This window comes from Mycobacteroides chelonae, assembly GCF_016767715.1.
Classification (GTDB): Bacteria; Actinomycetota; Actinomycetes; order Mycobacteriales; family Mycobacteriaceae; genus Mycobacterium; species Mycobacterium gwanakae.
Genome location: NZ_CP050145.1, coordinates 3,345,382 through 3,371,753, shown reverse-complemented (window position 1 = coordinate 3,371,753; position 26,372 = coordinate 3,345,382). Strand labels below are relative to the sequence as shown.

At 64.5% G+C, this 26,372-nt stretch carries 26 protein-coding genes; 17 read left to right on the top strand and 9 right to left on the bottom strand.

Annotation, left to right across the window (positions count from 1 at the left end):
• Positions 1–2: 2 nt before the first annotated feature.
• Positions 3–704, bottom strand: coding sequence for an IclR family transcriptional regulator (locus HBA99_RS16630; RefSeq protein WP_070923567.1), 702 nt, complete (start codon positions 702–704; stop codon positions 3–5).
• Between the two features lie 49 nt (positions 705–753).
• On the opposite strand from HBA99_RS16630, the gene leuC reads away from it, so the two are divergent.
• The 3 genes from leuC to HBA99_RS16615 all read left to right on the top strand — a co-directional run bounded on the left by leuC (position 754) and on the right by HBA99_RS16615 (position 3,616).
• A complete protein-coding gene (gene leuC, locus HBA99_RS16625) occupies positions 754–2,199 on the top strand; it encodes a 3-isopropylmalate dehydratase large subunit (protein WP_199253030.1) in 1,446 nt (481 codons plus the stop codon).
• Between the two features lie 20 nt (positions 2,200–2,219).
• Positions 2,220–2,819, top strand: a complete 600-nt coding sequence (leuD, locus tag HBA99_RS16620) for a 3-isopropylmalate dehydratase small subunit (protein ID WP_046254246.1) — start codon at positions 2,220–2,222, stop codon at positions 2,817–2,819.
• 161 nt (positions 2,820–2,980) lie between these two features.
• Positions 2,981–3,616: an HU family DNA-binding protein gene (locus HBA99_RS16615; protein ID WP_057967672.1), complete on the top strand. Its 636-nt coding sequence runs from the start codon at positions 2,981–2,983 to the stop codon at positions 3,614–3,616.
• Positions 3,617–3,684: 68 nt separating this feature from the next.
• On the opposite strand, the gene mutT1 is transcribed toward HBA99_RS16615, so the two are convergent.
• Genes mutT1 through cofC form a run of 3 tightly spaced genes read right to left on the bottom strand, consistent with a single transcriptional unit; the run spans position 3,685 to position 7,422 of the window.
• Positions 3,685–4,605 (bottom strand): 8-oxo-(d)GTP phosphatase MutT1, encoded by a 921-nt coding sequence (gene mutT1 / locus HBA99_RS16610; RefSeq protein WP_030094094.1) that lies wholly within the window; start codon positions 4,603–4,605, stop codon positions 3,685–3,687.
• A 49-nt stretch (positions 4,606–4,654) separates the two neighbouring features.
• Positions 4,655–6,790, bottom strand: a complete 2,136-nt coding sequence (locus HBA99_RS16605) for an RNA degradosome polyphosphate kinase (protein ID WP_044104002.1) — start codon at positions 6,788–6,790, stop codon at positions 4,655–4,657.
• Between the two features lie 17 nt (positions 6,791–6,807).
• Positions 6,808–7,422: a 2-phospho-L-lactate guanylyltransferase gene (gene cofC, locus HBA99_RS16600; RefSeq protein ID WP_109492809.1), complete on the bottom strand. Its 615-nt coding sequence runs from the start codon at positions 7,420–7,422 to the stop codon at positions 6,808–6,810.
• A 55-nt stretch (positions 7,423–7,477) separates the two neighbouring features.
• Here cofC and HBA99_RS16595 point away from each other — a divergent pair, with 55 nt between their 5' ends.
• Genes HBA99_RS16595 through HBA99_RS16585 form a run of 3 tightly spaced genes read left to right on the top strand, consistent with a single transcriptional unit; the run spans position 7,478 to position 10,689 of the window.
• Entirely contained in the window at positions 7,478–8,458 is a 981-nt protein-coding gene (locus tag HBA99_RS16595; RefSeq protein WP_030094091.1) for an NAD(P)H-dependent glycerol-3-phosphate dehydrogenase, read from the top strand.
• 4 nt (positions 8,459–8,462) lie between these two features.
• Positions 8,463–9,575, top strand: coding sequence for a cystathionine gamma-lyase (locus HBA99_RS16590; protein WP_057963697.1), 1,113 nt, complete (start codon positions 8,463–8,465; stop codon positions 9,573–9,575).
• A gap of 4 nt (positions 9,576–9,579) precedes the next feature.
• Entirely contained in the window at positions 9,580–10,689 is a 1,110-nt protein-coding gene (locus HBA99_RS16585) for a D-alanine--D-alanine ligase family protein (RefSeq protein WP_070933302.1), read from the top strand.
• Position 10,690: 1 nt separating this feature from the next.
• On the opposite strand, the gene HBA99_RS16580 is transcribed toward HBA99_RS16585, so the two are convergent.
• Positions 10,691–11,233, bottom strand: a complete 543-nt coding sequence (locus tag HBA99_RS16580; protein ID WP_057963695.1) for a DUF3515 domain-containing protein — start codon at positions 11,231–11,233, stop codon at positions 10,691–10,693.
• Positions 11,234–11,250: 17 nt separating this feature from the next.
• On the opposite strand from HBA99_RS16580, the gene HBA99_RS16575 reads away from it, so the two are divergent.
• Genes HBA99_RS16575 through HBA99_RS16565 form a run of 3 tightly spaced genes read left to right on the top strand, consistent with a single transcriptional unit; the run spans position 11,251 to position 14,135 of the window.
• Positions 11,251–12,198 carry a thiamine-phosphate kinase gene (locus HBA99_RS16575; protein WP_070923563.1) on the top strand — a complete coding sequence of 316 codons (948 nt, stop codon included), beginning with the start codon at positions 11,251–11,253 and terminating at the stop codon, positions 12,196–12,198.
• A 6-nt stretch (positions 12,199–12,204) separates the two neighbouring features.
• Positions 12,205–12,885: a uracil-DNA glycosylase gene (locus tag HBA99_RS16570; protein ID WP_030094086.1), complete on the top strand. Its 681-nt coding sequence runs from the start codon at positions 12,205–12,207 to the stop codon at positions 12,883–12,885.
• On the top strand, positions 12,885–14,135 hold the full coding sequence (locus HBA99_RS16565) for a lipase family protein (RefSeq protein WP_070952228.1): 1,251 nt from the start codon (positions 12,885–12,887) through the stop codon (positions 14,133–14,135). Before HBA99_RS16570 ends, HBA99_RS16565 begins: the two co-directional genes overlap by 1 nt.
• Before the next feature lie 90 nt (positions 14,136–14,225).
• Here HBA99_RS16565 and HBA99_RS16560 read toward each other — a convergent pair whose 3' ends face one another.
• Positions 14,226–14,993 carry an enoyl-CoA hydratase/isomerase family protein gene (locus HBA99_RS16560; RefSeq protein WP_070923561.1) on the bottom strand — a complete coding sequence of 256 codons (768 nt, stop codon included), beginning with the start codon at positions 14,991–14,993 and terminating at the stop codon, positions 14,226–14,228.
• A gap of 18 nt (positions 14,994–15,011) precedes the next feature.
• On the bottom strand, positions 15,012–15,209 hold the full coding sequence (gene rpmB / locus HBA99_RS16555) for a 50S ribosomal protein L28 (RefSeq protein WP_005056915.1): 198 nt from the start codon (positions 15,207–15,209) through the stop codon (positions 15,012–15,014).
• A gap of 169 nt (positions 15,210–15,378) precedes the next feature.
• Between rpmB and HBA99_RS16550 the strand changes: the two genes are divergently transcribed.
• The 5 genes from HBA99_RS16550 (at position 15,379) to HBA99_RS16530 (ending at position 21,501) form a co-directional block, all read left to right on the top strand.
• The gene (locus tag HBA99_RS16550) at positions 15,379–17,040 is read left to right on the top strand and encodes a DAK2 domain-containing protein (protein ID WP_030094083.1); all 1,662 of its coding nucleotides are present in this window, start codon (positions 15,379–15,381) and stop codon (positions 17,038–17,040) included.
• Between the two features lie 10 nt (positions 17,041–17,050).
• A complete protein-coding gene (gene recG / locus HBA99_RS16545; protein ID WP_070952229.1) occupies positions 17,051–19,294 on the top strand; it encodes an ATP-dependent DNA helicase RecG in 2,244 nt (747 codons plus the stop codon).
• A complete protein-coding gene (locus HBA99_RS16540) occupies positions 19,291–20,016 on the top strand; it encodes an HNH endonuclease family protein (protein WP_070952230.1) in 726 nt (241 codons plus the stop codon). The genes recG and HBA99_RS16540 overlap by 4 nt, the downstream gene beginning before the upstream one ends.
• 35 nt (positions 20,017–20,051) lie before the next feature.
• Entirely contained in the window at positions 20,052–20,765 is a 714-nt protein-coding gene (locus HBA99_RS16535) for a cutinase family protein (protein ID WP_030094080.1), read from the top strand.
• 193 nt (positions 20,766–20,958) lie between these two features.
• The gene (locus HBA99_RS16530) at positions 20,959–21,501 is read left to right on the top strand and encodes a TetR/AcrR family transcriptional regulator (RefSeq protein ID WP_070933315.1); all 543 of its coding nucleotides are present in this window, start codon (positions 20,959–20,961) and stop codon (positions 21,499–21,501) included.
• Positions 21,502–21,531: 30 nt separating this feature from the next.
• Here the strand turns inward: HBA99_RS16530 and HBA99_RS16525 are convergent, their stop codons facing one another.
• Positions 21,532–22,665, bottom strand: a complete 1,134-nt coding sequence (locus HBA99_RS16525) for an alpha/beta hydrolase family protein (protein WP_165610976.1) — start codon at positions 22,663–22,665, stop codon at positions 21,532–21,534.
• A 327-nt stretch (positions 22,666–22,992) separates the two neighbouring features.
• Positions 22,993–23,877: an LLM class flavin-dependent oxidoreductase gene (locus HBA99_RS16520; RefSeq protein WP_070952231.1), complete on the bottom strand. Its 885-nt coding sequence runs from the start codon at positions 23,875–23,877 to the stop codon at positions 22,993–22,995.
• Positions 23,878–23,912: 35 nt separating this feature from the next.
• Between HBA99_RS16520 and HBA99_RS16515 the strand changes: the two genes are divergently transcribed.
• Genes HBA99_RS16515 through HBA99_RS16505 form a run of 3 tightly spaced genes read left to right on the top strand, consistent with a single transcriptional unit; the run spans position 23,913 to position 26,321 of the window.
• Complete coding sequence (locus HBA99_RS16515; protein WP_070952232.1) at positions 23,913–24,959, top strand: alpha/beta hydrolase; 1,047 nt, start codon at positions 23,913–23,915, stop codon at positions 24,957–24,959.
• Between the two features lie 22 nt (positions 24,960–24,981).
• Positions 24,982–25,755 carry a DsbA family protein gene (locus HBA99_RS16510; RefSeq protein WP_070933321.1) on the top strand — a complete coding sequence of 258 codons (774 nt, stop codon included), beginning with the start codon at positions 24,982–24,984 and terminating at the stop codon, positions 25,753–25,755.
• Entirely contained in the window at positions 25,752–26,321 is a 570-nt protein-coding gene (locus HBA99_RS16505; protein WP_081347700.1) for a vitamin K epoxide reductase family protein, read from the top strand. Before HBA99_RS16510 ends, HBA99_RS16505 begins: the two co-directional genes overlap by 4 nt.
• Positions 26,322–26,372: the final 51 nt, after the last annotated feature.

Here is a 26,372-nt window from a genome sequence, read left to right as displayed (position 1 = left end):
GCTTAAAGCCGGGCTGTTATCGCCTCTGATGCGGCCACGAGATCGGCGGCCCAGCGAGCGCCCGGCCGCCGGCCCATCCGATCGATGGGGCCGGAAACCGATATCGCCGCAACGACATTGCCGTGCCGGTCGCGAACGGGCGCCGACACACTGGCGACCCCCGCCTCCCGTTCGGCGGCGCTTTGCGCCCAACCGCGCTTGCGTACGTCGGCCAGAGCGCGCTCGGTGAATGTCGCTTCGGGCAGCACCGCGGCCTGGGTGGCGGTGTCGCTGTGGGCTAGCAGAACTTTGGCACCTGATCCGGCGGACATGGGCAGGCGTGATCCGACCGGCACGGTATCGCGAAGCCCAGCTGGTGGTTCGAGTGCCGCCACGCAGATGCGGACGGTGCCTTCGCGGCGGTAGAGCTGCACGCTCTCGCCGGTGATCTCACGCAGTTTCGGCAGCACCTGGGTGCTGGCGCTGAGCAGCGGATCGTTCACATGTGCGGCGAGTTCGGTCAGCCCGGCGCCGAGCTGCCATTGCCCGTCACCGTCACGGGAGAGGAGTCGGTGGACTTCCAGCCCCGCCGCCAGCCGGTGAGCGGTGGCCCGGGGGAGCCCGGTGCGTTCGCACAATTCCGCCAGCCCGCAGGGGGAGTCGCCGATGGCCGTCAGGACCTGCACCGCTTTGTCGAGGACGCCGATACCGCTATGCTGTCTCACGGAACGATACTAGCGTTCCAAATAATGAGACGCAATGAGCACGGAGCCAATGATGACTAGTGTCCAACAGCCCCGGACCCTGGCAGAGAAGGTCTGGGACTCCCACGTAGTGGTACGCGGAACCGGTGAGGGTGAGGCCCGAGAGCCAGACCTCATCTATATCGATCTCCATTTGGTCCACGAGGTGACCAGCCCGCAGGCCTTCGACGGCCTGCGGCTCGCCGGGCGGCAGGTGCGCCGGCCGGATCTGACGATCGCGACCGAAGACCACAATGTGCCGACGATCGACATCGACAAGCCGATCGCTGATCCGGTGTCGCGCACTCAGGTGGAAACGCTACGGCGCAACTGCCAAGAATTCGGCATCCGCCTGCACCCGATGGGCGACTCCGAACAGGGCATCGTGCACGTGGTCGGACCGCAGTTGGGCCTGACCCAGCCGGGCACCACAGTCGTGTGCGGCGACAGCCATACCTCTACACATGGGGCATTTGGGGCACTGGCGATGGGCATCGGGACCTCCGAGGTCGAGCACGTGATGGCCACGCAGACCTTGCCACTGAGGCCCTTTCGGACCATGGCCATCAACATCGACGGCCCCCTGCCGACGGGCGTCACCAGCAAGGACGTCATTTTGGCGGTGATCGCCAAGATTGGCACCGGCGGCGGCCAGGGCTATGTCCTGGAGTACCGCGGGCAGGCCGTCGAAGAGATGTCGATGGAGGCCCGAATGACTATGTGCAATATGTCCATTGAGGCGGGTGCGCGGGCGGGCATGGTCGCCCCCGACGAGACGACATATGCGTATCTGAAGGGTCGTCCGCACGCCCCCGAGGGGGAGCTGTGGGATGCCGCTGTGGCCGAATGGGACTCGCTGCGCACGGACGAGGGTGCTCAGTTCGACGCCGAAGTGCACATCGATGCCAGTACTTTGACGCCCTTTGTCACCTGGGGCACCAATCCGGGGCAGGGAGTGCCCCTGAGCGCGGATGTGCCTGATCCGGAGCTGATGGCCGATGAGGAGGAGCGGCTGGCGGCCGAGAAGGCGCTGACCTATATGGATCTCACCCCGGGTACCCCCATGCGTGAGATCCCGGTGGACACCGTGTTCGTGGGGTCCTGCACCAACGGGCGGATCGAGGATCTGCGCGCGGTGGCCGACGTACTGCGGGACCAGAAGGTGGCCGAGGGGGTCACCATGCTCATTGTTCCCGGCTCGATGCGGGTGCGTGCGCAGGCCGAATCCGAGGGACTGGGTGAGATTTTCACGGCCGCGGGCGCTCAATGGCGCCAGGCGGGATGTTCCATGTGTCTGGGGATGAACCCCGACCAGCTGTCTCCCGGGCAGCGGTGCGCGTCGACCTCGAACCGGAATTTCGAGGGCCGCCAGGGCAAGGGCGGTCGTACCCACTTGGTGTCACCGGCCGTCGCCGCGGCCACGGCGGTGCGGGGAAAGCTCTCATCGCCAGCTGATTTGGCAAAATCCGCGCTCTAGACCAGCAGGGAGAGGAAATAGTGGAGGCATTCGACACTCACACCGGAATTGGTGTGCCGCTGCGTCGTTCCAACGTCGATACCGATCAGATCATCCCGGCGGTGTACCTCAAGCGTGTCACCCGAACGGGTTTCGAGGACGGTCTCTTCGCCGGTTGGCGTGCCGATCCGTCATTCATTCTCAATCAGGAGCCGTTCAACCGGGGCAGCGTGCTTGTCGCCGGGCCCGATTTCGGCACCGGATCGTCCCGCGAGCACGCCGTGTGGGCCTTGATGGACTACGGATTTCGAGTAGTACTGTCGTCCCGTTTCGGAGACATCTTCCGGGGCAACGCCGGTAAGGCCGGTCTAGTCGCCGGATTGGTGGATCAGTCCAACATCGAGCTGCTGTGGAAACTGATCGAGCAGAATCCTGGTTTGGAACTCACTGTGAATCTTGACGATCGGACAGTGACCGCCGGAACGGCGGTGGTGCCGTTTGAGATTGACGACTACACCAGGTGGCGGCTGCTCGAAGGACTGGACGATATAGGCCTTACGCTGCGAAAAGTCGACGAAATCGAAGCTTTCGAGGCCTCTCGGCCGGAGTTCAAACCCCGCACTTTGGAGCCCTCCGAGTAGCTGATTGGGCGCCCTTGGGGGCCAAGGGCATTCCTTTTAGGTCGGCAAAAGGCTTAGAGAATTTTGCCGAAATTACGCGTGGCACTTGGAAATCAGGTGCAGTTGGGTTTACCGTGTTCGAAGTCGGTTCAAAGTGGACCACTGGCTTCGGAGGGTTTTACATGAACAAAGCAGAGCTCATCGACGTTCTGACACAGAAATTGGGCTCGGATCGCCGGCAAGCCACCGCCGCGGTGGAGCACGTCGTCGACACCATCGTTCGCACCGTGCATAAGGGTGAGAGCGTGACCATCACCGGTTTTGGCGTTTTCGAGCAGCGTCGCCGCGCCGCACGTGTCGCCCGCAACCCGCGTACCGGTGAGACCGTCAAGGTGAAGCCGACGTCGGTTCCGACGTTCCGTCCCGGTGCACAGTTCAAGGCGGTTGTCTCTGGCTCGCAGAAGCTTCCGGCCGACGGTCCCGCTGTGAAGCGTGGCTCCACCGCCGCCCCGGCGAAGCGTGCCGCCGCCAAGAAGGCAGCCCCGGCCAAGAAGGCTCCCGCCAAGAAGGCCGCCCCGGTCAAGAAGGCAGTCGCCGTCAAGAAGGCTGCTCCCGCCAAGAAGGCGCCCGTGAAGAAGGCAGTGGTCAAGAAGGCCGCTCCCGCCAAGAAGGCGCCCGTGAAGAAGGCAGTCGCCGTTAAGAAGGCTGCTCCCGTCAAGAAGGCCGTGACCAAGGCTCCTGCCAAGAAGGCTGCGACCAAGGCTCCCGCCAAGAAGGCTCCGGCCAAGAAGGCTCCGGCCAAGAAGGGCCGCAAGTAGTTTCAAGACAACATCGGGTCCCACCTCAGGGTGGGGCCCGATGTTGCTTTTGGGGGCAGTGTAGGCGGCTAGCCGCCGGTAGGCAGCGGGCTGTCCAGATGGTCTGCGGCCAGCAGTTTCTGGCCGTGCATCGACAGCACCCACATGCTGCCCTTGCGGTTACGTGACTTATCGGGGCGGACACCGTCGCGATCTGCCCACCATTGGATGAGGTCTGGGATGACCCGTCCCTGAGTGCATACCACCCGGATGCCGTCCGACCCGGCGATTTCGAGAATTCGGCGATGTGCACGCTTTCGATCAGCCCAGTAGGCCTCTTCACTGAGTGCGGGCTCGCTATAGATCACCGTGTTCAGTTCCTCGGCAAGCGGTTCGACGGTCTGCCGGCAGCGCAATCGATCGGCAGCGTGAATGGCACTGGCGCCGAATGCGAGTAATTGACTGGTAAGCGCTTCGGCCTGGGCGCGGCCTTTCTTGTCCAACGGACGCAGCGTGTCATCGCCGGAATAGCGTTCCTTTCGCCCCGCTTTTCCGTGGCGCACAATGATCAATGTCCGAGTGTCAATTTCGTGCTTTGCGAGATTTCGCAGCACTTTCCGATCAACGGCGTAGCTGACCGTCTTGATCGCCCGCGCCACCGACATCCACTGAATCTCATCGACCTCATTGTTGGCTTCAAACTTCCCGTCCAAAGCTTGTGCCGCCCAATATCTGACGCGTTTGGTTCCCTGGGCCACCGGGTAACTCACCGATGGCAATCGTCTGCCGAGCCGGGCGCTGAATCCGGTCTCCTCGGCGATCTCGCGGACGGCGGCGATGGCCGCCGTCTCACCGGGATCGAGCTTGCCTTTCGGTAATGACCAATCGTCGTACCGTGGCCTGTGCACCAGCGCCACTTCGATGGCTCCGGCAGTGTCTTCCTTGTACCGCCAGAGTGCGGCTCCGGCAGCAAGGACCGCAGCACCGGTCCGCGTCGTCGGATCGGGCACGAAAGCTCCTTCGGGGGAGAGTTGTTCAGCCAGAAGAACCTGGGCTAGCTCAGGTATGTGAGCGGTGCCGTTTCATCATTTCGACCTGATGGTCGCGCACCTCCTCGCCGTCCGCAGGCGAGGCCAACCACTGACCATCGGACTGCAGCTCCCAGCAGCGGGTCCGGGAGTCCAACGCGGAGGTGAACATATCGTCGAGCTGTGCGGTGAGCTTCGGATCGGTGACGCGTGCAAGCACCTCGACCCGTCGGTCCAGATTACGATGCATCATGTCGGCGCTGCCGATCCAGAATTCATCGATGGCGTTGAAGTGAATGATGCGCGAATGTTCAAGGAACCGGCCGAGAATGGATCGCACCGTGACGTTGCCGGAGAACTCCGGAACGCCAGGTCGCAACGCGCAGATCCCGCGCACCACCACCTCGACGGGAACACCGGCCTGCGATGCCCGGTACAGCGCGTCGATGACCTGCTCGTCCACCAACGCGTTCATTTTCATTCGGATGCGGGCATCCTGCCCGGCCCGATGAGCTGCGATCTCCTGGTCGATGCGGTCGATGATCCCCGCGCGAATTCCGTGCGGTGCCACTAACAGGTTGCGGTAGGACACCTTCCGTGAATACCCGGTGAGCGAGTTGAACAGGTCGGTGAGGTCCGCGCCGATCTCCGGGGCGCTGGTCAGCAGGCCGACGTCCTCATAGAGCCGGGCGGTTTTCGGGTTGTAGTTTCCGGTACCGATATGGCAGTACCGACGGATGGCGGACCCCTCGCGGCGCACCACCAGTGCAGTCTTGCAATGCGTCTTCAGGCCGATCAAGCCGTAGACCACGTGCACGCCGGCATCTTCCAGGGCTCGGGCCCACTTGATATTGGCCTGCTCGTCGAAGCGCGCCTTGATCTCGACCAGGGCGACCACCTGCTTACCGGCCTCGGCGGCGTCGATGAGCGAATTGACGATGGGCGAGTCGCCGGAGGTGCGGTACAGCGTCTGCTTGATGGCCAGCACCTGCGGGTCGGCCGCCGCCTGCTCGATAAACCGTTGCACGCTGGTGGAAAACGAGTCGTAGGGATGATGAACAAGCACATCACCGTCGCGCAGGGTGGAGAAGATGCTCTTCGGGGTCTCGCCCTGACCGAACGCGGGGTGGGTTGCCGGGACGAACGTGGGGTCCTTGAGTGCGGGACGGTCCACGCCATAGACCTGCCACAAGCAGGACAAGTCGAGCAAGCCCGGTACCTGCACCACATCGCCGGGATTCACATCCAGCTCACGCAAGAGCAGCTCGAGCATGTGCTCGGTCATATCGTCGGCGACCTCGAGCCGAACCGGTGAGCCGAACCGGCGACGAGCCAATTCACGTTCCAGTGCCTGCAGAAGATCTTCGTCCCGGTCTTCCTCGACCTCGAAATCGGCGTTCCGTGTGATGCGGAATGCATGGTGCTCCACGACTTCCAGACCCGGGAACAGCGCCGACAGATGCGCGGCGATGAGTTCTTCCATGGGAAGGAAGCGGGCGGTGTGGGCCGCCTGCGCGGCCTCGGCGCCTTCCGGACTGCGCAGCCTGACGAATCGATCGACGTTGTCAGGCACCTTGATTCGGGCGAAGTGCTGGCCACCTGTCTCGGGAACCTGGACGGTGATCGCGAGATTCAGGCTCAGGCCCGATATATAAGGGAACGGATGCGCCGGGTCGACGGCCAAGGGGGTCAGCACCGGAAAGACCTGGTCGGTGAAATACGACGAGAGGTAACTGCGCTCGTTCTCCGACAAGTCCGCCCAGGTGACGACGAAAATGCCGTTCTCGGCGAGTTCGGGCCGTACCGACTCGCTGAACACGCGGGCGTGCTGGACCGAGATCTCCTGCGTGCGCTCACCAATCAGTTTCAACTGCTCACGCGGCGACAGGCCGTCGGCCGAACGCACCGAGAGGCCCGTTTCGTCGCGGCGTTTCAGGCCGGCCACGCGGACCATGTAGAACTCGTCCAGATTGGAGGCGAAGATCGCCAGGAACTTGGCGCGCTCCAGGATGGGCAGTGATTCGTCGGCGGCCAGAGCGAGCACGCGCGCGTTGAAATCCAGCCACGAGAGCTCCCGGTTGAGGTACCGGTCTTCGGGCAGCTCCTCACCCGACGCGATCGTGGTTGCGGCCGGAGGAACGCTGGGTGTGGTCACCCTTGTGATCATAGAGTTATCGGCCCGACTCAGAGCGGCAGCGTAGCTCCCAGTTCACGGGCCGCGCTCAGATCTTCCGGGGTGTCCACATCACAACGCAAACCCGGCCAATCGCCGGCGAGCTCGACGGCCCCCGAATCCCGGTGTCGCCGTGCCGAATCGATTCCGAACAGCGGATTCAGCTCGCCGTCGGTGCTGAACAGCGCCGCCGTGCCGGTGCCGTGCCGGTCGGCGACGAAGCTGCGCGCATGGCTGCGGGCAGCCTGCATCGCGGCCGCGAATTCCTGGGCCGTCACCGCGGGAAGGTCGGCCTGCAACACAACAAGATTCGGAGATGCCGCCCGCAGCTGGGTAGCGGCGCCGCGCAACGCGTTGTTCAGCGGGTCGGGGTGGCCCTCAGGGGTGTCATCGAAGATGAACCGGGCCCCGGCCTCGCCGGCCGCCGCCTTAGCCGCGGGATCAGGGCTGATCACCGCCACGGTTCGGGCGGCGGAGAAGGCCACCGAGATGGCGTGCGTCAGCATGCCCAGCACCAGCCGTTCCCGCTCAGGTGCGGGCAGGGACGGCGCCAGGCGGCTCTTCGCGGTCGCCAAGTTCTTGACCGCGATGATCACGCCGAAGTCTGTGCCAGCCTGTCTGCCCACGTACTACATGGTGCCAGCCCCGGCTAGGGTGTCTGCCATGGCCACGGCTGCGGTGATGGGTGCTGGTTCCTGGGGGACCGCGTTGGGCAAGGTGCTTGCCGACGCCGGACACGATGTGCGGTTGTGGGCACGCCGATCCGAACTAGCCGATGAGATCAATGCGACGCACCGGAACTCGGTGTACCTCAGCGATGTGGATCTGCCCGCTTCGATAGTCGCCACGGGAGTGGCCGAAGAAGCCCTGCAGGGCGCCGACTTGGTGCTGTTGGCGGTGCCGTCGCAGTCTCTGCGCGCCAACCTGACCCCCTGGGCCGACCTCATCGAACCCGGGTCCTCGGTGGTGAGCCTGGCCAAGGGCATCGAGGTCGGCACGCTCATGCGGATGAGTCAGGTCGTCACTCAGGTGCTGGGCACCGATCCCAGCCGGGTTGCGGTGCTGACCGGCCCGAATCTGGCCAGTGAGATCGCGGCGGGCCAGCCCGCGGCCACCGTCATCGGGTGCACCGACTCGACCAGGGCCGTCGCCCTGCAGCGCGCCTTCTCCACGCGTTACTTCCGCCCGTACACCAACGCAGACGTGGTCGGCTGCGAGGTGGGGGGCGCGTGCAAGAACGTGATCGCCCTGAGCTGCGGCATGGCCGCCGGAGTCGGGTTGGGGGAGAACACGATAGCCACCATCATCACGCGCGGGCTGGCCGAGATCACCCGGCTGGGGCTGGCGCTGGGCGCCAGCCACACCACGCTTGCGGGTCTGGCGGGGGTCGGCGACCTGGTGGCCACCTGCACCTCGACGCACTCGCGAAACCGGACCTTCGGTATGCGGCTGGGCAGCGGTGAGACGCTGCAGGAGGCACGTAACGCCGCCGGCGGTAGGGTCGCGGAGGGAGTCACCTCCTGTGAGTCCATCCTGGCGTTGGCATCGAGCTATGACGTCGAGATGCCGCTCACCGAAGCTGTTCATGGCGTCTGTCATCGCGGACTGAGCGTCACCGATGCCGTCGCGCAGTTGTTAGGGCGCAGTACCAAACCGGAGTAAGCACATGCCAGAGCCAGGGATATCGACCCGGGCCGTTGTGGCCGCCACCGCCGAACCTGTTGCCGGGCAGCCTTTTCTTGCGGGGCCGGTATTCGCCTCTGCCTACCATCTGCCGGTGCCCGAGGACGACTCTCTGGACACATACGGGCGCGCATCCAATCCCAGTTGGAGACAGTGGGAATCGGGTCTGGCGGCGCTGGAGCGCGCCGATAGCGCGCTGGTGTTCGGCTCGGGTATGGGTGCGATCGCCTCGACGTTACGTGCGCTGGTCCGCCCCGGACAGACGCTGGTGGTTCCGGAGGACGGTTACTATCAGACGCGGCGCTATGCCACGGAAAACCTTGCAGCGCTGGGTATTAATGTGATCGCTGCCAAGTCGGATGAGATCGTGGCCGCCGCCGCGCAGGCCGATGTGGTGGTGGCGGAGACTCCCTCCAATCCGCGCCTGGACGTGGTGGACCTGACTCTGCTGGCCCGTGAGACGCACGCCCGCGGTGGCGTGCTGGTGGTGGACAACACCACGGCCACCCCGATGGGTCAGCTTCCGCTGGAGTTGGGCGCCGACCTGGTGGTCGCGAGCGCGACGAAGGCGCTTTCCGGTCACAGTGACCTGATCGCCGGGTACGTCGCGGGGTCGCGCGAGGATCTGCTGTCGGCCGTCTTACAGGAACGATCGCGCGCCGGGGCGATCCTCGGTCCGTTCGAGGCCTGGTTGGGGGCGCGCAGCCTCGCCACCGCCGGGCTGCGATTCGAACGTCAGTGCCAGAACGCGCTCGCACTCGCGACGATGCTGGGTGAGCACCCCAGTGTGGTGTCGGTGCGATACCCCGGGCTTGCGGGCGATCCCTCCCATCCCGTGGCGTCCGCCCAGATGAGCAGGTTCGGTTCCCTCGTATCGATCGAACTGGCCAGTGCCGACGCCGTGCATGCGCTGGTGCGTGCCAGCGAGCTATTGGCTGCTTCGACGAGTTTTGGTGGCGTGCACACCTCGGTGGATCGCCGGGCGCGCTGGGGTGACGCGGTTCCGGAAGGATTCGCGCGGATCTCCCTGGGTATCGAGGACACCGACGATCTGCTGGCCGACATTGAGACCGCGCTCGCAGCCGGTACGGTCTGACACTGTGAACGACTCCCGGATCAAGGTCGCGCTCGTGTTCGGCGGACGTAGTAGTGAGCACGCGATTTCCTGCGTGTCCGCCGGCAGCGTTCTGCGCAACCTTGACCAGGATGCGTACGAGGTGGTGGCGGTCGGTGTCACCCCCGAAGGTGGCTGGGTGCTGACCGATGGCGACCCGGCGCAGCTGGCGATCAGCGACCGCACGCTGCCGCAGGTCACCGATGCCTCCGGTACCGAGCTGTTACTCGCCACCGATCCGCGTCGCGCGGGCCAATTGGTCAACGTTGATTCGAGCGCCGCAGGACAGGTGCTGGCCTCCGTGGACGTGGTGTTCCCGGTGCTACACGGGCCCTACGGCGAGGACGGCACCATTCAGGGTCTGCTGGAGCTGGCCGGAGTGCCCTATGTGGGCGCGGGCGTGCTGGCGAGCGCGGCCGGTATGGACAAGGAATTCACCAAGAAACTGCTGGCCGCTGAGGGGCTGCCGGTCGGCAAGTACGTCGTGATCCGTCCGCGTGATGCCACGCTGACCGCGGAGCAGCGCGCGGATCTGGGACTGCCGGTGTTCGTCAAGCCTGCCCGGGCGGGCTCGTCATTCGGTGTCTCGCGCGTCACCGCGTGGGAGGAACTGCCTGCCGCGATTGCCCATGCACGCCAGTTCGACCCCAAGGTGATCGTCGAGGCCGCCATCGTCGGACGCGAACTCGAGTGCGGTGTGCTGGAGTTCCCTGACGGTGATATCCGTGGCAGCGTGCTCGGTGAGATTCGGGTCGAGGGTGTACGTGGTCGCGAAGACGGGTTCTACGACTTCGAGACCAAGTACCTCGATGACACCGCCGAATTGGACGTGCCCGCCAAGGTTGACGACGAGGTGAGCGATCAGATCCGCGAGCTCGCGGTGGCGGCGTTCCGGGCGATCGATTGTCAGGGTCTGGCCCGGGTAGACTTCTTCCTCACCGAAGACGGCCCGCTGATCAACGAGATCAACACCATGCCCGGATTCACCACGATTTCGATGTACCCGCGGATGTGGGCGGCCACCGGTGTGGACTATCCGACGCTGCTGGATGCGATGGTGCGCACCGCGCTGGCGCGGGGTACTGGCCTGCGCTGATTCAGCGGGGTAGTGGCAGCGGATCGGGTTTGACGGCCGGCAGCGCCTTGCCGATGGCGTCGGACATCTCGACCAACGGCTCCGTGCCCGAACCGTCGGGCATGGTCACGGCGATGTAGACGCCGCGATCCACGGCAAACCAGGTGGTGATGCCCACCGCGGCATCGGTGACCCGAAACCATTGCACCCCGTTGATCTGCTCGACCGAGGTGCCGACGGCGAACTCGGCCGGTCGGTCCACACCGCAGCGTGCGACCACCGAATCTTGGCCCCGGCGCCACGCGGCCGCCGCGGGCGGTTTGGGCTCGACGATCTGCGCCCGCTTCCAGTCGCCCGCCATGTTGTCCGGATAGGCCTTGGTCATATCCACACACAGTGGCGAATTAGCCTGAGGTGCAGGGATATTGGTGATGGCCATGGGTTTCTTATCGTCCTGGAACTGCGCGAATTTCAGGACGCCGAAGAGAACGGCCAACGCTGCGACCGCGCCAAAAATGGCGATACCGATGAGGAGCTTGCGGGGCGGGCCGTCTTCGGATTGCACGGGCCTACACTAACCGAGTGCCAAATCTGGGCGATACCGGCGAGTTCGGCGTGATCAGCCGGCTCACAGCGGGTCGTGTGCCCGGTGCAGACGTCCAGCTCGGCCCGGGCGACGACGCCGCAGTGGTCCGCGCGCCGGACAGCAGAGTTCTGGTGTCAACGGATATGTTGGTGCAGGACAGACATTTTCGCCTCGACTGGTCATCGCCATCGGATATCGGCCGAAAAGCGGTGGCGCAGAACGCTGCAGATATCGAGGCCATGGGGGGACGGGTCACGGCCTTTGTGGTCGCGGTGGGTGCGCCCGCCGAAACCGACATCGCGTTCCTCGACCAGCTCAACGACGGAATCTGGGCCGAAGCGGCGCGGGTGCAAGCATCGGTCGCGGGCGGAGATCTGGTGGCTTCGCGCGAGCTGGTGATCTCGGTGACCGCGCTCGGCGACCTGCAGGGGCGTGCCCCGGTGACCCGCGGCGGGGCCACCGTGGGAGACACGGTTGCCCTCTGCGGCGCGCTGGGCACCTCGGCGGCAGGACTCCGCCTGTGGCAGGACGGTATTGACGAGTTCCCGCAGCTCCGCGCGGTCCACCTGGTGCCGTCACCACCGTATGGGCAGGGTGCGGTGGCCGCGCGGGCCGGAGCGACGGCCATGACGGATGTCTCAGACGGTCTGTTGGCCGATCTGGGACATATCGCGGAGTCCAGCGCGGTCCGCGTCGACCTGAGCTCGTCGAACATGGAGCCGTATCTGGTGCCGCTGGCGGGCGCCGCGGGGCTACTCGGTGCCGACCCATGGGAGTGGATCTTCACCGGCGGCGAGGAGCATGCCCTGGTCGCGACCTTTCCCGATGAGGTCCCCGCGGGCTGGATACCTATCGGCCAGGTGACGGCGGGGCAAACGGGTGTGACGGTTGACGGCGCACCCTGGACTCGGGCGACCGGGTGGGATTCTTTTCGGCTAAGTTGACTCTCCGTGACCGCCCGACCTCTCACCGAGCTGGTTGACCCCGGCTGGGCCGATGCACTGGGACCCGTTGCCGATCAGGTGACCAAGATGGGGGAGTTCCTGCGCGACGAGAACTCCTCGGGCCGCGGATATCTCCCCGCCGGGGCAAACGTGCTGCGCGCGTTCACCTATCCGTTGGCCGATGTCCGGGTACTCATCGTCGGACAGGACCCCTACCCGACGCCCGGGCATGCGATGGGTCTGAGTTTCTCGGTGGCCGCCGACGTGCGACCGGTGCCGCGCAGCCTGGCCAACATCTTCGATGAGTACCAGAGCGATCTCGGTCTGCCCAAGCCCGCCAACGGCGACCTGACGCCATGGTCACAGCAGGGGGTGATGCTGCTGAACAGAGTGCTGACGGTGCAGCCGAGCACCCCGGCCTCCCATCGCGGCAAGGGCTGGGAGACGGTGACCGAATGTGCGATCAGGGCGCTGGTCGCGCGGAACACGCCGTTGGTCGCCATTCTGTGGGGGCGTGACGCGGCGACACTCAAGCCGATGCTGGGCGCGAGTGTGCCCACCATCGAATCGGTGCATCCCTCACCGCTGTCTGCCTCGCGCGGATTCTTCGGCTCCAAACCGTTCAGCCGGGCCAACGAGCTGCTCGCCGGATTGGGTGCCCAACCGATTGATTGGCGGCTGCCGTAATGCGTTGGTCTACAGGTGCATTGACCGCCGTGGGTGGCCTGACAGCGGCCCTGGCGACCGGCGGAACCGCGCTGCGTACTCCGGCGGTGGTCGACCGGCTCAATGCCTGGGCGGTGCGCCACCTCACCGACGAGCAACGGGCGGACCCGTACTCGGCGATCCTGCCGACACCGATCGACGGTGACGACTTCTACAGCGACCCGGGCGATCTGAGCCTGCTGGCACCCGGCGAGGTCATTCGCGCCGATAGGGTCTCGCCCCGGCTTCCGTTGCGCAAGGCCACCATGCAGCGGATCATGGCGCGCTCCACCGATACCGCGGGTAATGCCGTCCCCGTGACCGCGGCATTGATCGAGCCGGACCGCCCGTGGCATGGTCCCGGTTCACGTCCGGTGGTGGTACGCAACCAGGCGATCAACTCCCTGGGGCTCAAGTTCACGCCGTCGTATCGTTTGGCGCACCTGTGGTATCGGGACAATCCGCCGATGTTCCCTTTCCTGTCCGCGCAGAACTACGCCGTGCTGTTTCCGGATCATGAAGGCCCTCGGATGTCGTATGCGGCCGGGAAGATGGCGGGGCACGCGGTACTAGACTCGGTACGCGGAATGCTCTCGGAACGGCCCGATCTCGCCGATTCGCCGATCGTGATGCACGGATACAGCGGCGGGGCCATCGCCACAGTGTGGGCCGCACAGCTGCAGCCGTCCTATGCACCCGAGCTGCGCATCGCGGCCGCGGCGGCGGGAGGGACCCCCACCGATTACGCGCTGTTGCACGGCAGCATGAATCGAGGCGTCGGCGCGGGGCTCTTCGCGGCCGCCACCATTGGCCAGGCTCGTGAATTCCCGGAATTGGCGACCATTTTCGGGGATTTCGCGCTCTACTGTGCGATCCGGGCCAAGAATTTGCCGCAGCCACCGCTGGCCGCTGCGGGTCTGCTGCGATTCGACCTGGACCTGCTCTCGGCGATCGAGGCACCGTTCGAATCGGAGCTGGGGCAACACGTTATCCGCGCCAACCGGCCCGGTGACCTGACCCCGACGATGCCGGTGCTGCTGTATCACGGCTCGCGCAGTAAGGCGGTCGGCGATCTGTTCATCCCCGAAGAGGGAGCTCTGGCGCTGCGCGATACTTGGCGCGCCAACGGTGCCGACGTGGACTACTGGGCTCTGCCCGGTGAGCACATCACCGCGGACATGCTTGCGATCCCGTGGGTTGTGAACTGGATTCGTAAGAAACTGCAGGGCTGAGAACGCGGCTCGCCGAGCGCATACCTGGTGTATGCGATCGGAGAGAAACCCATGCGCCTGGTATGCGCTCGGGGTGATGGGCTCGCTAGGTCAGGGCCAGACGGGCTTGCGCTTGCCCACGAAGGCGTTGACACCCTCGATACCCGTCGGACTAACCGAGGCCTCGGCGATGCTGGCCTGCTCCAGGTCCAGCTGTGCGTCCAGGGTGTTGGTCGCGCTCAGGCGCAGAAGACGACGGATGCGGTTCTGTGCCTCACGCGGACCGGCTGCCAGCTTCTCGGCGGCGGCCACGGCAGTGTTCTGCACCTCGTCGTCGGCGACGACGCGGCTCAGCAGCCCGATGGAGAGCGCCTCGGTCGCCTCGACAACGCGATCGGTCAGCAGAATGTCGGCGGCGCGGGCCTTGCCGACGACGCGGGGCAGCGCCCAGGACATGCCACCGTCAGAGGAGTATCCGATGCCCGGGTACGCGGCACGCAGCTTGGTCGACTCGCCACCGATGGCGATATCGGCCAGCAGCACCAGGCTCAGCCCGCCACCGGCAGCCCACCCGTGCACGGAGGCCACCACCGGACGATCGGCGGCGTCCACCGCGCGCACGAAGGCATGCAGCCGACCGGCGAGATCGTTGAGCTTGGCCGCCCGGTCTTCGGCACCGGCGAAATCGCGCACGTTACCGCCGGCACAGAAATTGGGTCCGCTACTGGTCAGCAGGATGGCGCCGACCTCGGCGGGCAGATTCTGCAAGACCGGAACCGCAGCGTCTACTCCCGCGAAGTCCAGAGAGGTACCAGCCGCCGCAGTGGCGATGGTGATGTGCAGAACGCCGTTGTGAACGGCGACGTAATCAGACGACACGGCAGGTTCCGGACGCGATCAGGCGCCGCGGACGACCTTGCCGGCCTTGATGCAGGAGGTGCAGGCGTTGACGCGCTGCTTGTTGCCACCGGGGGAGGTGACGGCGTGAACCGTCTGGATGTTCGGGTTCCAGCGACGGTTGGTACGCCGGTGCGAGTGCGAAACCGACTTGCCGAAGCCGGGTCCCTTGCCGCACACGTCGCAGACGGCAGCCATAGTGAAACTCCTCAAACTCGCGATTCCGGCCAACGACCTGTTCAGTCAGGGTGGCCCACAACCCTGCAAGAATAGCTTGACCGGCCCGTGAACACCAAAATGGTCGTAGATGAGCTCTTCGAGGGAAGACCGTCAGACACTGTCAGCATCGGTAGATAGGCTTTCTCACATGCAGCTCTCGGTATTGGACAGCGCTGCGCTGCTCAATTGGGCGCGCGCCTCCGTCGAGGGGTTGATCACCCGCAGTGACGAGATCAACCGGCTGAATGTGTTTCCGGTCGCCGATGCGGACACCGGCACGAACATGCTGTTCACCATGCGTTCGGCGGTGAACGCCGCCGAGGCGCTGGGGGATGGCGCCACGGTCGCACAGGTTGCCGCGGCGCTGGCCCGGGGCGCAGTCCACGGTGCCCGCGGCAACTCAGGGGTCATCCTGTCGCAGATTGTGCGGGGGATCGCCGATGCCGCCGCCGATCAGGACGCCATCGGCGCCGAGGTGGTGCGCCGGGCGCTGCGGCAGGCCTCGCAGTTCGTGATCGCCTCGATGAGCACTCCCGTCGAGGGCACCATCGTGTCGGTCCTGGCCGCCGCCGCCGAGGCCGCGGACCGCGTCGCCGATGGCACGCCTACTACTGATGATCTCGCCGGCCTTGTCAGCACCGCCGCCGACGCCGCAGTGGCGGCCCTGGAGAAGACGCCCAAGCAGCTCGACATCCTCGCCGATAACGGTGTGGTCGATGCCGGCGCTCGCGGTCTAGTCGTCATTCTCGACGCCCTGGTGTTGGTGGTGGCCGGGGAACTGCCCACTCGCCGCGAGTACAGCCCATCACCACCGAAGAACGCGGCTTCACAGGTGTGGGTGGCCGGGCCCGGACGTGGCTCGGGCGGACTGAACCTGGATCCTCCACGGGAACTGCCGCCCGAGTTCGAGGTGATGTACCTGCTATCCGGCTGTGATGAGCTGCAGATCGCAGACCTGCGAACGCAGCTCGACGGGATGGGCGATTCCATCGCCATCGCCGGAGACGGCGACATGGGGTATTCGGTGCACGCGCACGTGAATGACGCGGGGGCCGCCATCGAGGCCGGGATGAAATTCGGTACTCCGCAATCGATCCAGATCTCATCGCTGCGCGGTGATGTGGGCGGGGGACACCACGATGGACGGCACCGGCATCGCCGGGTACTGGCGCTGGCCGAGGGCGACGGCGCGGCCACACTCTTCTCCAGTGAGGGTGCGCAGGTCCTGCGCGTCGACGAACCTCCGGCGAGTGCCAAACGTCTCCTCGACGCGGTAGTCGACAGTGGCGCGCATCAGATCATGGTGCTGCCCAACGGATTGATGGCCGCCGAGGAATTGGTGGCGGTCTGTGCCGCGGCCCGTGGATGGGGGATCACGGTCATCCCGTTGCCCTCGGCGTCCATGGCGCAGGGGTTGGCGGCGTTGGCGGTGCACGATCCTGAGCGGATGGCCGTCGATGACAGCTACACCATGGCGCGTGCGGCCGGGGCCACCCGATTCGGGCTGGTGCGGGTGGCCACCGAGCGTGCTCTCACCTGGTCGGGAACCTGCGAGCCGGGAGATGCGATGGGCATCATCGGCGATGAGGTACTGGTCCTGAACCATGAAGTTGCCAATGCCACAAAGGCTTTGGTGAGCATCATGTTGTCCTCTGGTGGAGAGTTGGTGACGATCCTGCTGTCGGACCAGGTGGATGAGTCTCTTGCCGAGGCGCTGATCGAGCACACCCGATCGCACCATGGCGGTGTCGAGGTGATGATCTACCGCACCGGGCAACACACCGATGTCGTTCACATCGGCGTGGAGTGACAGGGTATAGATGGCGCAACTTTCCGATCGTCTCGATCATGTATTGGGACACAAGGCATCCGATGTTCTCGACGCCGAATTCGGCCTGCTGACTGTCGAGGATCTACTCCATCACTACCCGCGCCGGTACAGCACCGACTTCAGCCTGCGCGACGAGCAGGACGGCGAGCGGGCCAAACCCGGTGAGCACACCACGTTGGTGGGGTTCATCACCTCGGCAGAGCTGAAGAGCATGCGCAACCGCAAGGGGCAGTTTCTCTCGGTCATGCTGGGGAGCGCCCCACATGCCGTGCAGGCCACCTTTTTCCATCCGCACAAGGTGAAACGCGATCTTGAGGTGGGCAACCGGGTGATGCTTTCCGGAGCGGTCGGGGAGTTCCGGGGTAAACCCCAGCTGACTCATCCCGACTACCTGGTGCTGGAAACCGCGCTCGGTGAGAGCACCACCACGACGCGGGGGAGTACGGCGCTACGCGGTATCGCCGGAAACGCGCGGGATGCGTCCACTGCCATTTCGGCATTCCAGCGCAACGTGTTTCCCATCTATCCCGCAACCAAGAATCTGGAAAGCTGGGACATCTACCGCTGTATCGACCAGGTGCTGGCGCAGCTCGACCCGGTGCCCGAGGCGCTCCCGGAGGCAGTTCTGGCAGAGCACAACCTGATGTCCCTCGACGAAGCCTTGCGCAAGATTCACATGTCGGAGGACGCCACCGAACAGAAGCAGGCGCGGAGGCGTCTGGCATTCGATGAAGCGCTGGGTCTGCAGCTGGCGCTGGCCATCCGGCGCGGCAGTGATGTCGGGTCGGCGGGACCGCCGATGCAGCCCGCCGACGGCAAGCTGCGCGATGACCTACTGAGCCAATTGCCTTTCGAGCTCACCGAGGGACAACAGCAGGTTGTCGCCGAGATCGGTGCCGATCTCGGCGGGGTCAAGCCGATGAACCGGCTGCTGCAGGGTGAGGTGGGCTCGGGTAAGACGGTCGTCGCGCTGCTCGCGATGATGCAGGCGATCGACGCCGGGTACCAGTGCGCGCTCTTGGCGCCCACCGAGGTGCTCGCGGTTCAGCACGCCCGATCGCTGCGTGCGATGCTCGGATCGTTGGCCACCGCAGGCGAGTTGGGGGCTCCCGACGACGCGACCAGCATCGCGCTGTTGACCGGCTCGATGTCGCCGGCGCTCAAGAAGCAGATCAAGGCCGACGTGGCGACCGGACTGGCCGGCATCGTCATCGGAACCCACGCGTTGTTGCAGGACTCGGTGGATTTCCACAATCTGGGGCTGGTGGTCGTCGACGAGCAGCACCGGTTTGGTGTTGAGCAGCGGGATCGATTGCGGGCCAAGGCTCCCGAGGGCATTGTGCCGCATCTGCTGGTGATGACAGCCACTCCGATTCCGCGCACGGTGGCGCTTACCGTGTTCGGCGATCTGGAGACTTCGACACTGCGTGAGTTGCCGCGCGGGCGCCAGCCCATCACCACCACCGCGGTGTTCACCCGCGAGAAGCCGGGCTGGCTGGCGCGCGGCTGGGAACGGATCGCCGAGGAAGTGGCTGCCGGGCGGCAGGCCTACGTGGTGGCCTCCCGGATCGATGCCGATGACAAGGACAGTGGTCCCGACGAGGCCGAGGAGAAACGCCCACCGCCCGTCCCCGTCACGGAGTTGTACGAGACCATTCGTGGCTCGCTGCTTCCGGGGCTGCGCATCGGGCTGCTGCACGGCCGGCTCCCGTCGGAGCAGAAGGACGCCGTCATGACGGCATTCAACGCGGGTGAGATCGATGTTCTGGTCTGTACCACCGTGATCGAGGTCGGTGTGGACGTCCCCAATGCCACCGTGATGCTGATCATGGATGCGGACCGGTTCGGTATCAGCCAGCTGCACCAGTTGCGCGGCCGTGTGGGCCGCGGCGGCAACAAGGGCCTGTGCCTGTTGGTAAGCCCTTGCAGCCCAGCAGGTTCGGCAGGACGGCGGCTACGTGCGGTACAGGACACTCTCGATGGATTCACCCTGGCCGAACTCGACCTGGAGGAGCGCCGCGAGGGCGATGTGCTGGGGCGTGACCAGTCTGGCCGCGCGGTGAATCTGCGATTGCTGTCACTGATGGATCATCGCGACATGATCGAGACCGCCCGGGATATGGCCGTGCGGGCGTGCGCCGAGGATCCCGAATTGACGAGCCAACCCGCGCTGGCGGGCATGGCGCGGCGCTTCCTGATCGCCGACCAGATCGAGTACCTGGACAAGTCGTGAGGAATCGCACCATTCTCGTCGTCGCCATCGCGGCGGCGATCGCAGTGGTGGTGGCGTATCAGGTATCGGCCCGGTATCGGCTGCAGCGTGCCAATGCTATTGCCGGGCAATCGAATATCCCGACTCTGGCTCCGGGTGTCGATCCACTGGCCGGGGTAACGGTGGTGCCCAAGAGGGTGCGCGGCAAGGACTATCAGCGCCTTGAGTTCGGCGACGCGTGGTCCGATGACACCGATGCTCCGGGCGGTCATAACGGCTGCGACACGCGCAACGACATCCTGAACCGCGACCTGGCCGACAAGAGCTTCGTGTACACCAGCAGATGCCCTAATGCGGTGGGGGCTGGGATGCTGCACGATCCGTACACGGGAGCAATGGTGGGCTTCGCCCGTGGCCCGAAGAGCGGTGAAGCCGTCCAGATCGATCACATTGTTCCCTTGGCGTATGCATGGGACATGGGTGCACGTGAGTGGCAACCCTCCATGCGTTGGCGTTTTGCCAATGACCCGGCCAATCTCATCGCCGTGCAGGGCCAGGCGAACAAGGACAAGGGAGATCAGCCGCCCGCGAGCTGGATGCCGCCAAACAAAGCATTCTGGTGCCAGTACTCCATGCAATTCGCGGAAGTAGTTCGTGGATACCATCTTTCGATCGATGAGCGTTCGGCCAAGGCCATCCGTGAGGCGGCGCAGACCTGTCCACAACCGTTGAATCTGTGGTAGACAGGGACTGAAGCCCGAACAGGTGGTGGTCGTTAATGAAGAGAGTTCGGTGGGGCTGGTTACTTGCCGTTGTGGTCATGTGCGCCCTGATTGGTTCGCCCGTCGGTATGCCGTCCGCGGCAGCTGCTGCGTGTCCCGACGTCGAGATCGTGTTCGCACGAGGCACTTTTGAGCCGCCGGGTGTCGGTGGAACCGGCGAAGCGTTCGTGTCCGCGCTGCGCGCACGGACCAAGGGCAAGTCGGTGGAGGTCTATCCCGTCGAGTACCCGGCGTCCCTGGCCTTTGCGACTGCGGCCGACGGTGTGATCGACGCCAGCAACCGGGTCAAAGATGTTGCCGCGCGGTGCCCCAACACCAAGATCGTGATGGGCGGATTCTCGCAGGGTGCGGCGGTTGTCGCCTACACCACGGCCGACGCGGTGCCCCCGGGGTTCGAATTGCCGGAGGGGATCACCGGGCCGATGCCGCCCGAGGTCGCCGACCACGTCGCGGCGGTAGCGCTGTTTGGTAAGCCCTCCACGGGATTCCTGCAGCGCATCGACAACACGGCTCCGCCGATCAACATCGGGCACCTGTACGCGGACAAAACGGTCGACATGTGCGTCCCTGAGGACCCGATCTGCTCCGCGGACGGCAGCGACAACGCCGCCCACGGTTCGTACGGAGACAACGGGATGACCAATCAGGCTGCCGACTTCGCAGCCCGGCAGATCGCCTCGACGGCGGAGTCGGCTAGCGCTTCTCGATGAGTTCGATCGTCGCCTCGATCACGGCGATATCGGATGCCCCCGGAACCAGGATGAATTCGTCAAGTCAGTGATACTGCGGCTCTGTTGCCGTTCGGTCTGGTCCAGTGTCAGCGCACCAGGTCAACTCTGTCGAATATGAGATGATTATGTCGCATATGCGATACCGCTAGTCGCGGAGCAATCGGGAGGGCCGATGGCTGTAAGTCGAGACAGCTTGTTACATGCGGCGGCTGTCTTCTTGGGGAGGCAGCCCGCGGCGACTATGGATGAGATCGCGGCGGCAGTGGGGGTGAGCCGCGCGACGCTTCATCGACATTTCGTAGGCCGAGCCGCATTAATAGAAGCACTGACCGTGCTGGCGATGACCAATATGGAGTCGGCGTTGACCGGAGCGCGTTTGACCGAGGATTCGGCGACCGATGCCTTGGAGCGGCTGGTCCGCGCCTGTGAGCCGGTAGCAGACGAGCTGGTTCTCATATATGCCCAGTATCAGAATCTTGACCTTCCTCAGACTCTGGAAGGCTTTTCGGGTGTTGAAGGTCAGATCACTGCGTTGTTTGTGCGAGGGCAAAAAAGCGGCCAGTTCCGTACCGATTTGACGGCGGTGTGGCTTACCGAAGTCTTCTTCAGCTTGGTCGCCGGGGCGGCCTGGGCGATCCAGAGTGGAAGGGTCGCTCGCCGCGACTTCTCCCACATGATTACCAGTTTAATTCTGCAGGGCGTGCTCACTCCCTGAGGCTTCCGCAACCTTTCTGAGGGGCCTGCATTAGCGTTTAGGGCAGGTTTGTGGTGCTGGTGGGCCGCTATGGGCTGCTAGGAATCGTTGTTGTTCACAGAAGGAATCGTAGAGGGGTTGTATGTGGCCCTGTCCGGGTAAGACAAGGTCGTCGATTTCTGACCCTTGCCGGCGGAGATTATCGATAAGTTTTAGCGTGCCAGCGGTAGGGACGATAGTGTCGGCATCCCCGGTAATGATTAATACAGGGCCATTGGTAGGCCCGTTGTCCGGGTTTCCATATATTCTCAGGCGTTGGCTTAGTTCTGCAATTGTTCGAGAATCATGGAGAAAGATGTCAGCTCCAGGCAGACTTCTTGTGTTATTCAGCAGGTCCGCCAGGCACGTATTGTTTCGCACCTCGTCCACGATTTTCTGTCCTTGTGGCGACAAAATCTCTTCCAGATGTATGTTTTGATCCGCAGCGGCAGCGCCGATTAAAACAAAGAGGTCCAGGGCTGGAGCGAATGGGTCAGTGTCCGTCCCATCAATCACCGCCTGAAGCGCACTCTCCGCCGAGTTGCCTGGACCGATCGCGATGACGGCCTTAAGACCGCTGGGGCGCTGGCCCTTGGCGCCTGCACGTGTGGCAGACAGTGCTGCCGCCCCACCTTGCGAATGTCCGATGACGAACCAATTCTCGGATAACTGGGGGTTAATTTGGCGGACGGCCGGGACGATATCGGCCACCGCATTACCTTGGTCGATGGCACCCATGTACGTGTGATCTCCAGGGGTGCCTAAACCGATATAGTCGGTGGCCGCGACCGCGTAGCCCGCATTCAATAGTGACTTCACGTACTCCCCGTTAAATTCGCCACCCATTGTCGGCGAGTGGGAGGGGGCACAGCGGTCCGCGATACCCACTGTTCCGTGCGCCCAGGAAATCAGCGGCCAGCCTCCGTCGGGTGCTTCTCCCTGTGGTACTAGCAAAACTCCACTTACAACAACGTCCTGCCCGCGTGAGTTCACTGAGCGATAGAGAAGGGTTACCCGATTCGACGCCCCCAAGCCCACATCGACTCCCTGGCTGGCCGACGCAATCACATCGCCGCGATTGCCGTCGGGCAGGTGGGGCGGTACGTCGTAAGTGCCCTGAGAATCCGTACTCACCTGAAAATTCATCTGCACCCTGTCCGGTGGCGATTGCGGTGAGGAACACCCGACCAGGGCTCCGGCCAAGATCGCTACCCCGGCAACCGCGCCCCATCGCCGTTCAATATTCCTGGACACCACCACTACTCCTTCAGCGGACGCAAACCGCCCGCACTGCGTCATTATCGACTCAAATGATACATTAACGTCTCACGTATGGCGGTCTTCGTGGATCCGCAACCGCTGATACGAGGTCATTTCCTCGCGGACGAGTTCCTCGGATGACATCTGGATCACACGCTCCCCGAGTAACTTTCGCGCCTCTAGCCCGGCAGATCGCCTCGACGGTGGAGTCGGCTAGCGCTTCTCGATGAGTTCGATCGTCGCCTCGATCACGGCGATATCGGATGCCCCCGGTACCAGGATGAATTCATCGAGCCCGGCCTCGTGCGCTCCGTCGAGGGTGCGGTTCAATGCATCGGCATCGAAGTTGGTCAACGTTTTCGGGACATTCTCGGCGATCTGCGATCCGAAGATGGCCAGGTAGTCGCTGGTGAACTGTTTGAGTTCGGACTCAGCGTCGGGGATACCCAGCGTGTAGAAGCAGCCACTTGATAACAGCGGCGGTTCGGCGTGTCCGGCTTCCTGCCATGCCGCGCGCGCCGCTCCTGCTGAGTAAGCAAGCTCTGCGGGTGCGCCGGAGACACTGAACCCGGTGATGCCGTCGGCCCATTGTGCCGCGCGGGCCAATGATTTCGGGCCGATCGCGGCGGCAACGATGGGCGGACCACCGGGTTGAACAGGTGCGGGTCCCACCGGGTCGGCACCCTCGAACGGGGGCTCGCCCCGCCACAGCCGCCGCAGCTCGGCCACCTGGTCATCGAGGCGCTGGTGGCGTCGGTCAAAGGATGCGTCCAGTGAGCGGTAATCGTGTTCGCGGCCACCGACCCCGACTCCCAGGGTGAACCTGCCGGCGGACAACACATCCAGCGTCGCCGCCTGTTTGGCGACCAACGGCACCGGATGTGCCGGCAGCACAGACACATTCGCGAGTATCCGGACTCGTTCGGTGACCGCTGCCGCGGCCGCGAGTGTCACCCACATGTCTTGGTTGTGATACGAGATTCGTTCACCCGAGGAAATCGTGGAGAACGGCCCCTTGTCGGCGAGGCGTGCCCAGGTGATCGTCGACTCGCGGGTGTACTCCCGGCACATAAAGGGCAGGGCAATGCCGATATCCATACCGGCAGCCTAGGAGCACTCGCTACGGTTACGTCGTGAGCCTGTTACGTGACCTCGCCCTGCGCGTCAGCACCGCCGCGACACCGCATATCCCGATCCCCGTTCGAAGGGCGGCAGCAGGCCGCCAGGTGATCATCGACGGCAACATTCTCGACCCGTCGACCCAGCTGCTGCTGCGCGGAATGGCGCTGCTGGGAGAGGGGGAGATCACCAAGGGTGAGGACGTCGAAGACAGTCGCGCCAACATTCGCAAGCAGTCGGCGCTGCTGTCCTTCAGTACCCCCGTCGGGCAGGTGCGCAACTTCTCCATTCCGGGCCCGGCCGGGCCTATCCCGGTCCGGCATTACCGGCCGGTCGTCGAGGACACGGGTGCGGTGCTGGTGTTCTTCCACGGCGGCGGCTGGGTGATCGGCGACCTGGAGACACACGACCAGGCATGCCGGCAGACCTGTCGCGACGCGGGTGTCTCGGTGCTGTCAGTGGACTATCGGCTGGCTCCCGAACATCCGGCACCCGCGGCGGCCCAGGACTGCCTGGCGGCCTATCTGTGGGCTGTCGAACATGCCGGTGAACTCGGTGCCACCCCGGACAGGGTCGCGGTGGGCGGCGACAGCGCCGGCGGCAACCTGGCCGCCGTCGTTTCGCAACAGGCACGCGACACTGGGGCGCAACTGCCGCTGCTGCAATTCCTGATCTATCCAGCCGTCGACTTCACCGTGCGCAGGCCATCACGTGATCTCTTCGCCGAGGGCTTCTTCCTCACCAAGGCGGCAATGGACATGTTCGAAGGTCACTATCTGGACGGGTCCGACGTCGAGAAGACCGACCCCCAAGTGTCACCGATTCTGGCCGCGGACCTTTCCGGACTGCCCCCGGCGCTCATCACGACGGCGGGCTTCGACCCATTGCGCGATGAGGGCAACGAGTACGCGGCGAAGCTTCGGGCCGCCGGAGCGCCGGTGGACCTGCGGGTACAGGGTTCGCTGATACACGGTTTCTACAACATGGCCCGGCTGCGCGGCGCGCCTGCGGCTGCGGTGGACGAGCTGACGTCGGCCTTGCGCGCACACCTGTCTCGCTAATTCTGCCCGGTAGGCTGTTCGCGTGGCCAAACCGAAGCAACCTCCTAGCTACGACCTCAAGAAGGCGGAGCAGCGCCGAAGCCAGCTGATTCAAATCGCACTCACGGCGATCGTCGTGCTGTTCGCCGCGGGGCTGGTCGGTTTCATCGTCGTCAAGAACAAGAAGGACCCGGGTCCGCCCGCTCCGCCCGCGGGTGAGGTGAAGGCAGTCGAGGTGGTCACCCCCGGCCCCGCCAAGCTCGTCACCAAGGAGGGAACCACCGAGCCCAAGGTGGTCCTGACTCTGATCGAGGATCCGATCTGCCCGGCCTGCGCCATGTTCGAGCAGGAGTTCGGGCCTACCGTCAAGAAGCTCATCGACACCGGTGCGGTGCGCGCGGACTTCGACATGGTCGGGATCCTGGACGTGCCCCGGCTCAAGCGCGACTACTCGTCGCGGGCGTCGGCGGCGGCCTACTGCGTGGCTGACCAGTCCCCGGAGTTGTTCCTCAAGTTCCACTCAGCGCTCTATGACCCGAACAATCAGCCCGATGAGGTCAACGCCAAGACCTGGCACGACGACAAGTGGCTGACCGACCTCGCCAAGAGCGTGGGTGCGTCGGACTCGGTCTCCAAGTGCATCAAGGACAAGAAGTACATCAACATGGTCAAGGAGCTGGGCCCGAAGCTCAACATCCAGGCCACCCCCACCATTCGGATCAACGGCAAGGACTGGGAAATCGGGAAGGGCACGACCCCCGCTGACCTGATCAAGGCCGTCACGGACATCACCGGACCCGTTCCGGGCTTGTCGTGACCCTTCGTCCCGCGACCGCCTGGTACGTCCTCGTCGCCGGGGTGGCCGGCCTGGCCGCCGCGCTGGCGCTGACCGTTGAGAAGATCGAGATCCTCATCGATCCGACGTACGTTCCGTCCTGCAGCCTTAATCCGATCATTTCCTGTGGTTCGGTGATGACGACCGAACAGGCCTCGGCCTTCGGCTTCCCCAACTCGCTCATCGGCATCGTGGCGTTCACGGTGGTGCTGGTGACGGGAGTCCTGTCGGTCGCCAAGGTGGAGCTGCCGCGCTGGTACTGGGGCGGTCTGGCCATCGGCTCGTTACTCGGGGCGGTCTTCGTCCACTGGTTGATATTCCAGAGCCTGTACCGGATCGGCGCGTTGTGCCCGTACTGCATGGCGGTCTGGTCGGTGACGATTCCGCTGTTTGTCGTGAGTACTTCGATTGCCTTGCGGCCCTTGGGATCTCAGCGCTGGGCCAGAATTCTGCATCAGTGGCGATGGTCGCTGGTGGCGTTCTGGTTCGCCGCGGTGATCCTGGCGATCCTCGAGCGATTCTGGGATTACTGGATCACACTCGTCTGAACCGATTTGTGAAGTTCAGCGGACGCGCGTTCGCTGAATCCTCACGGTACG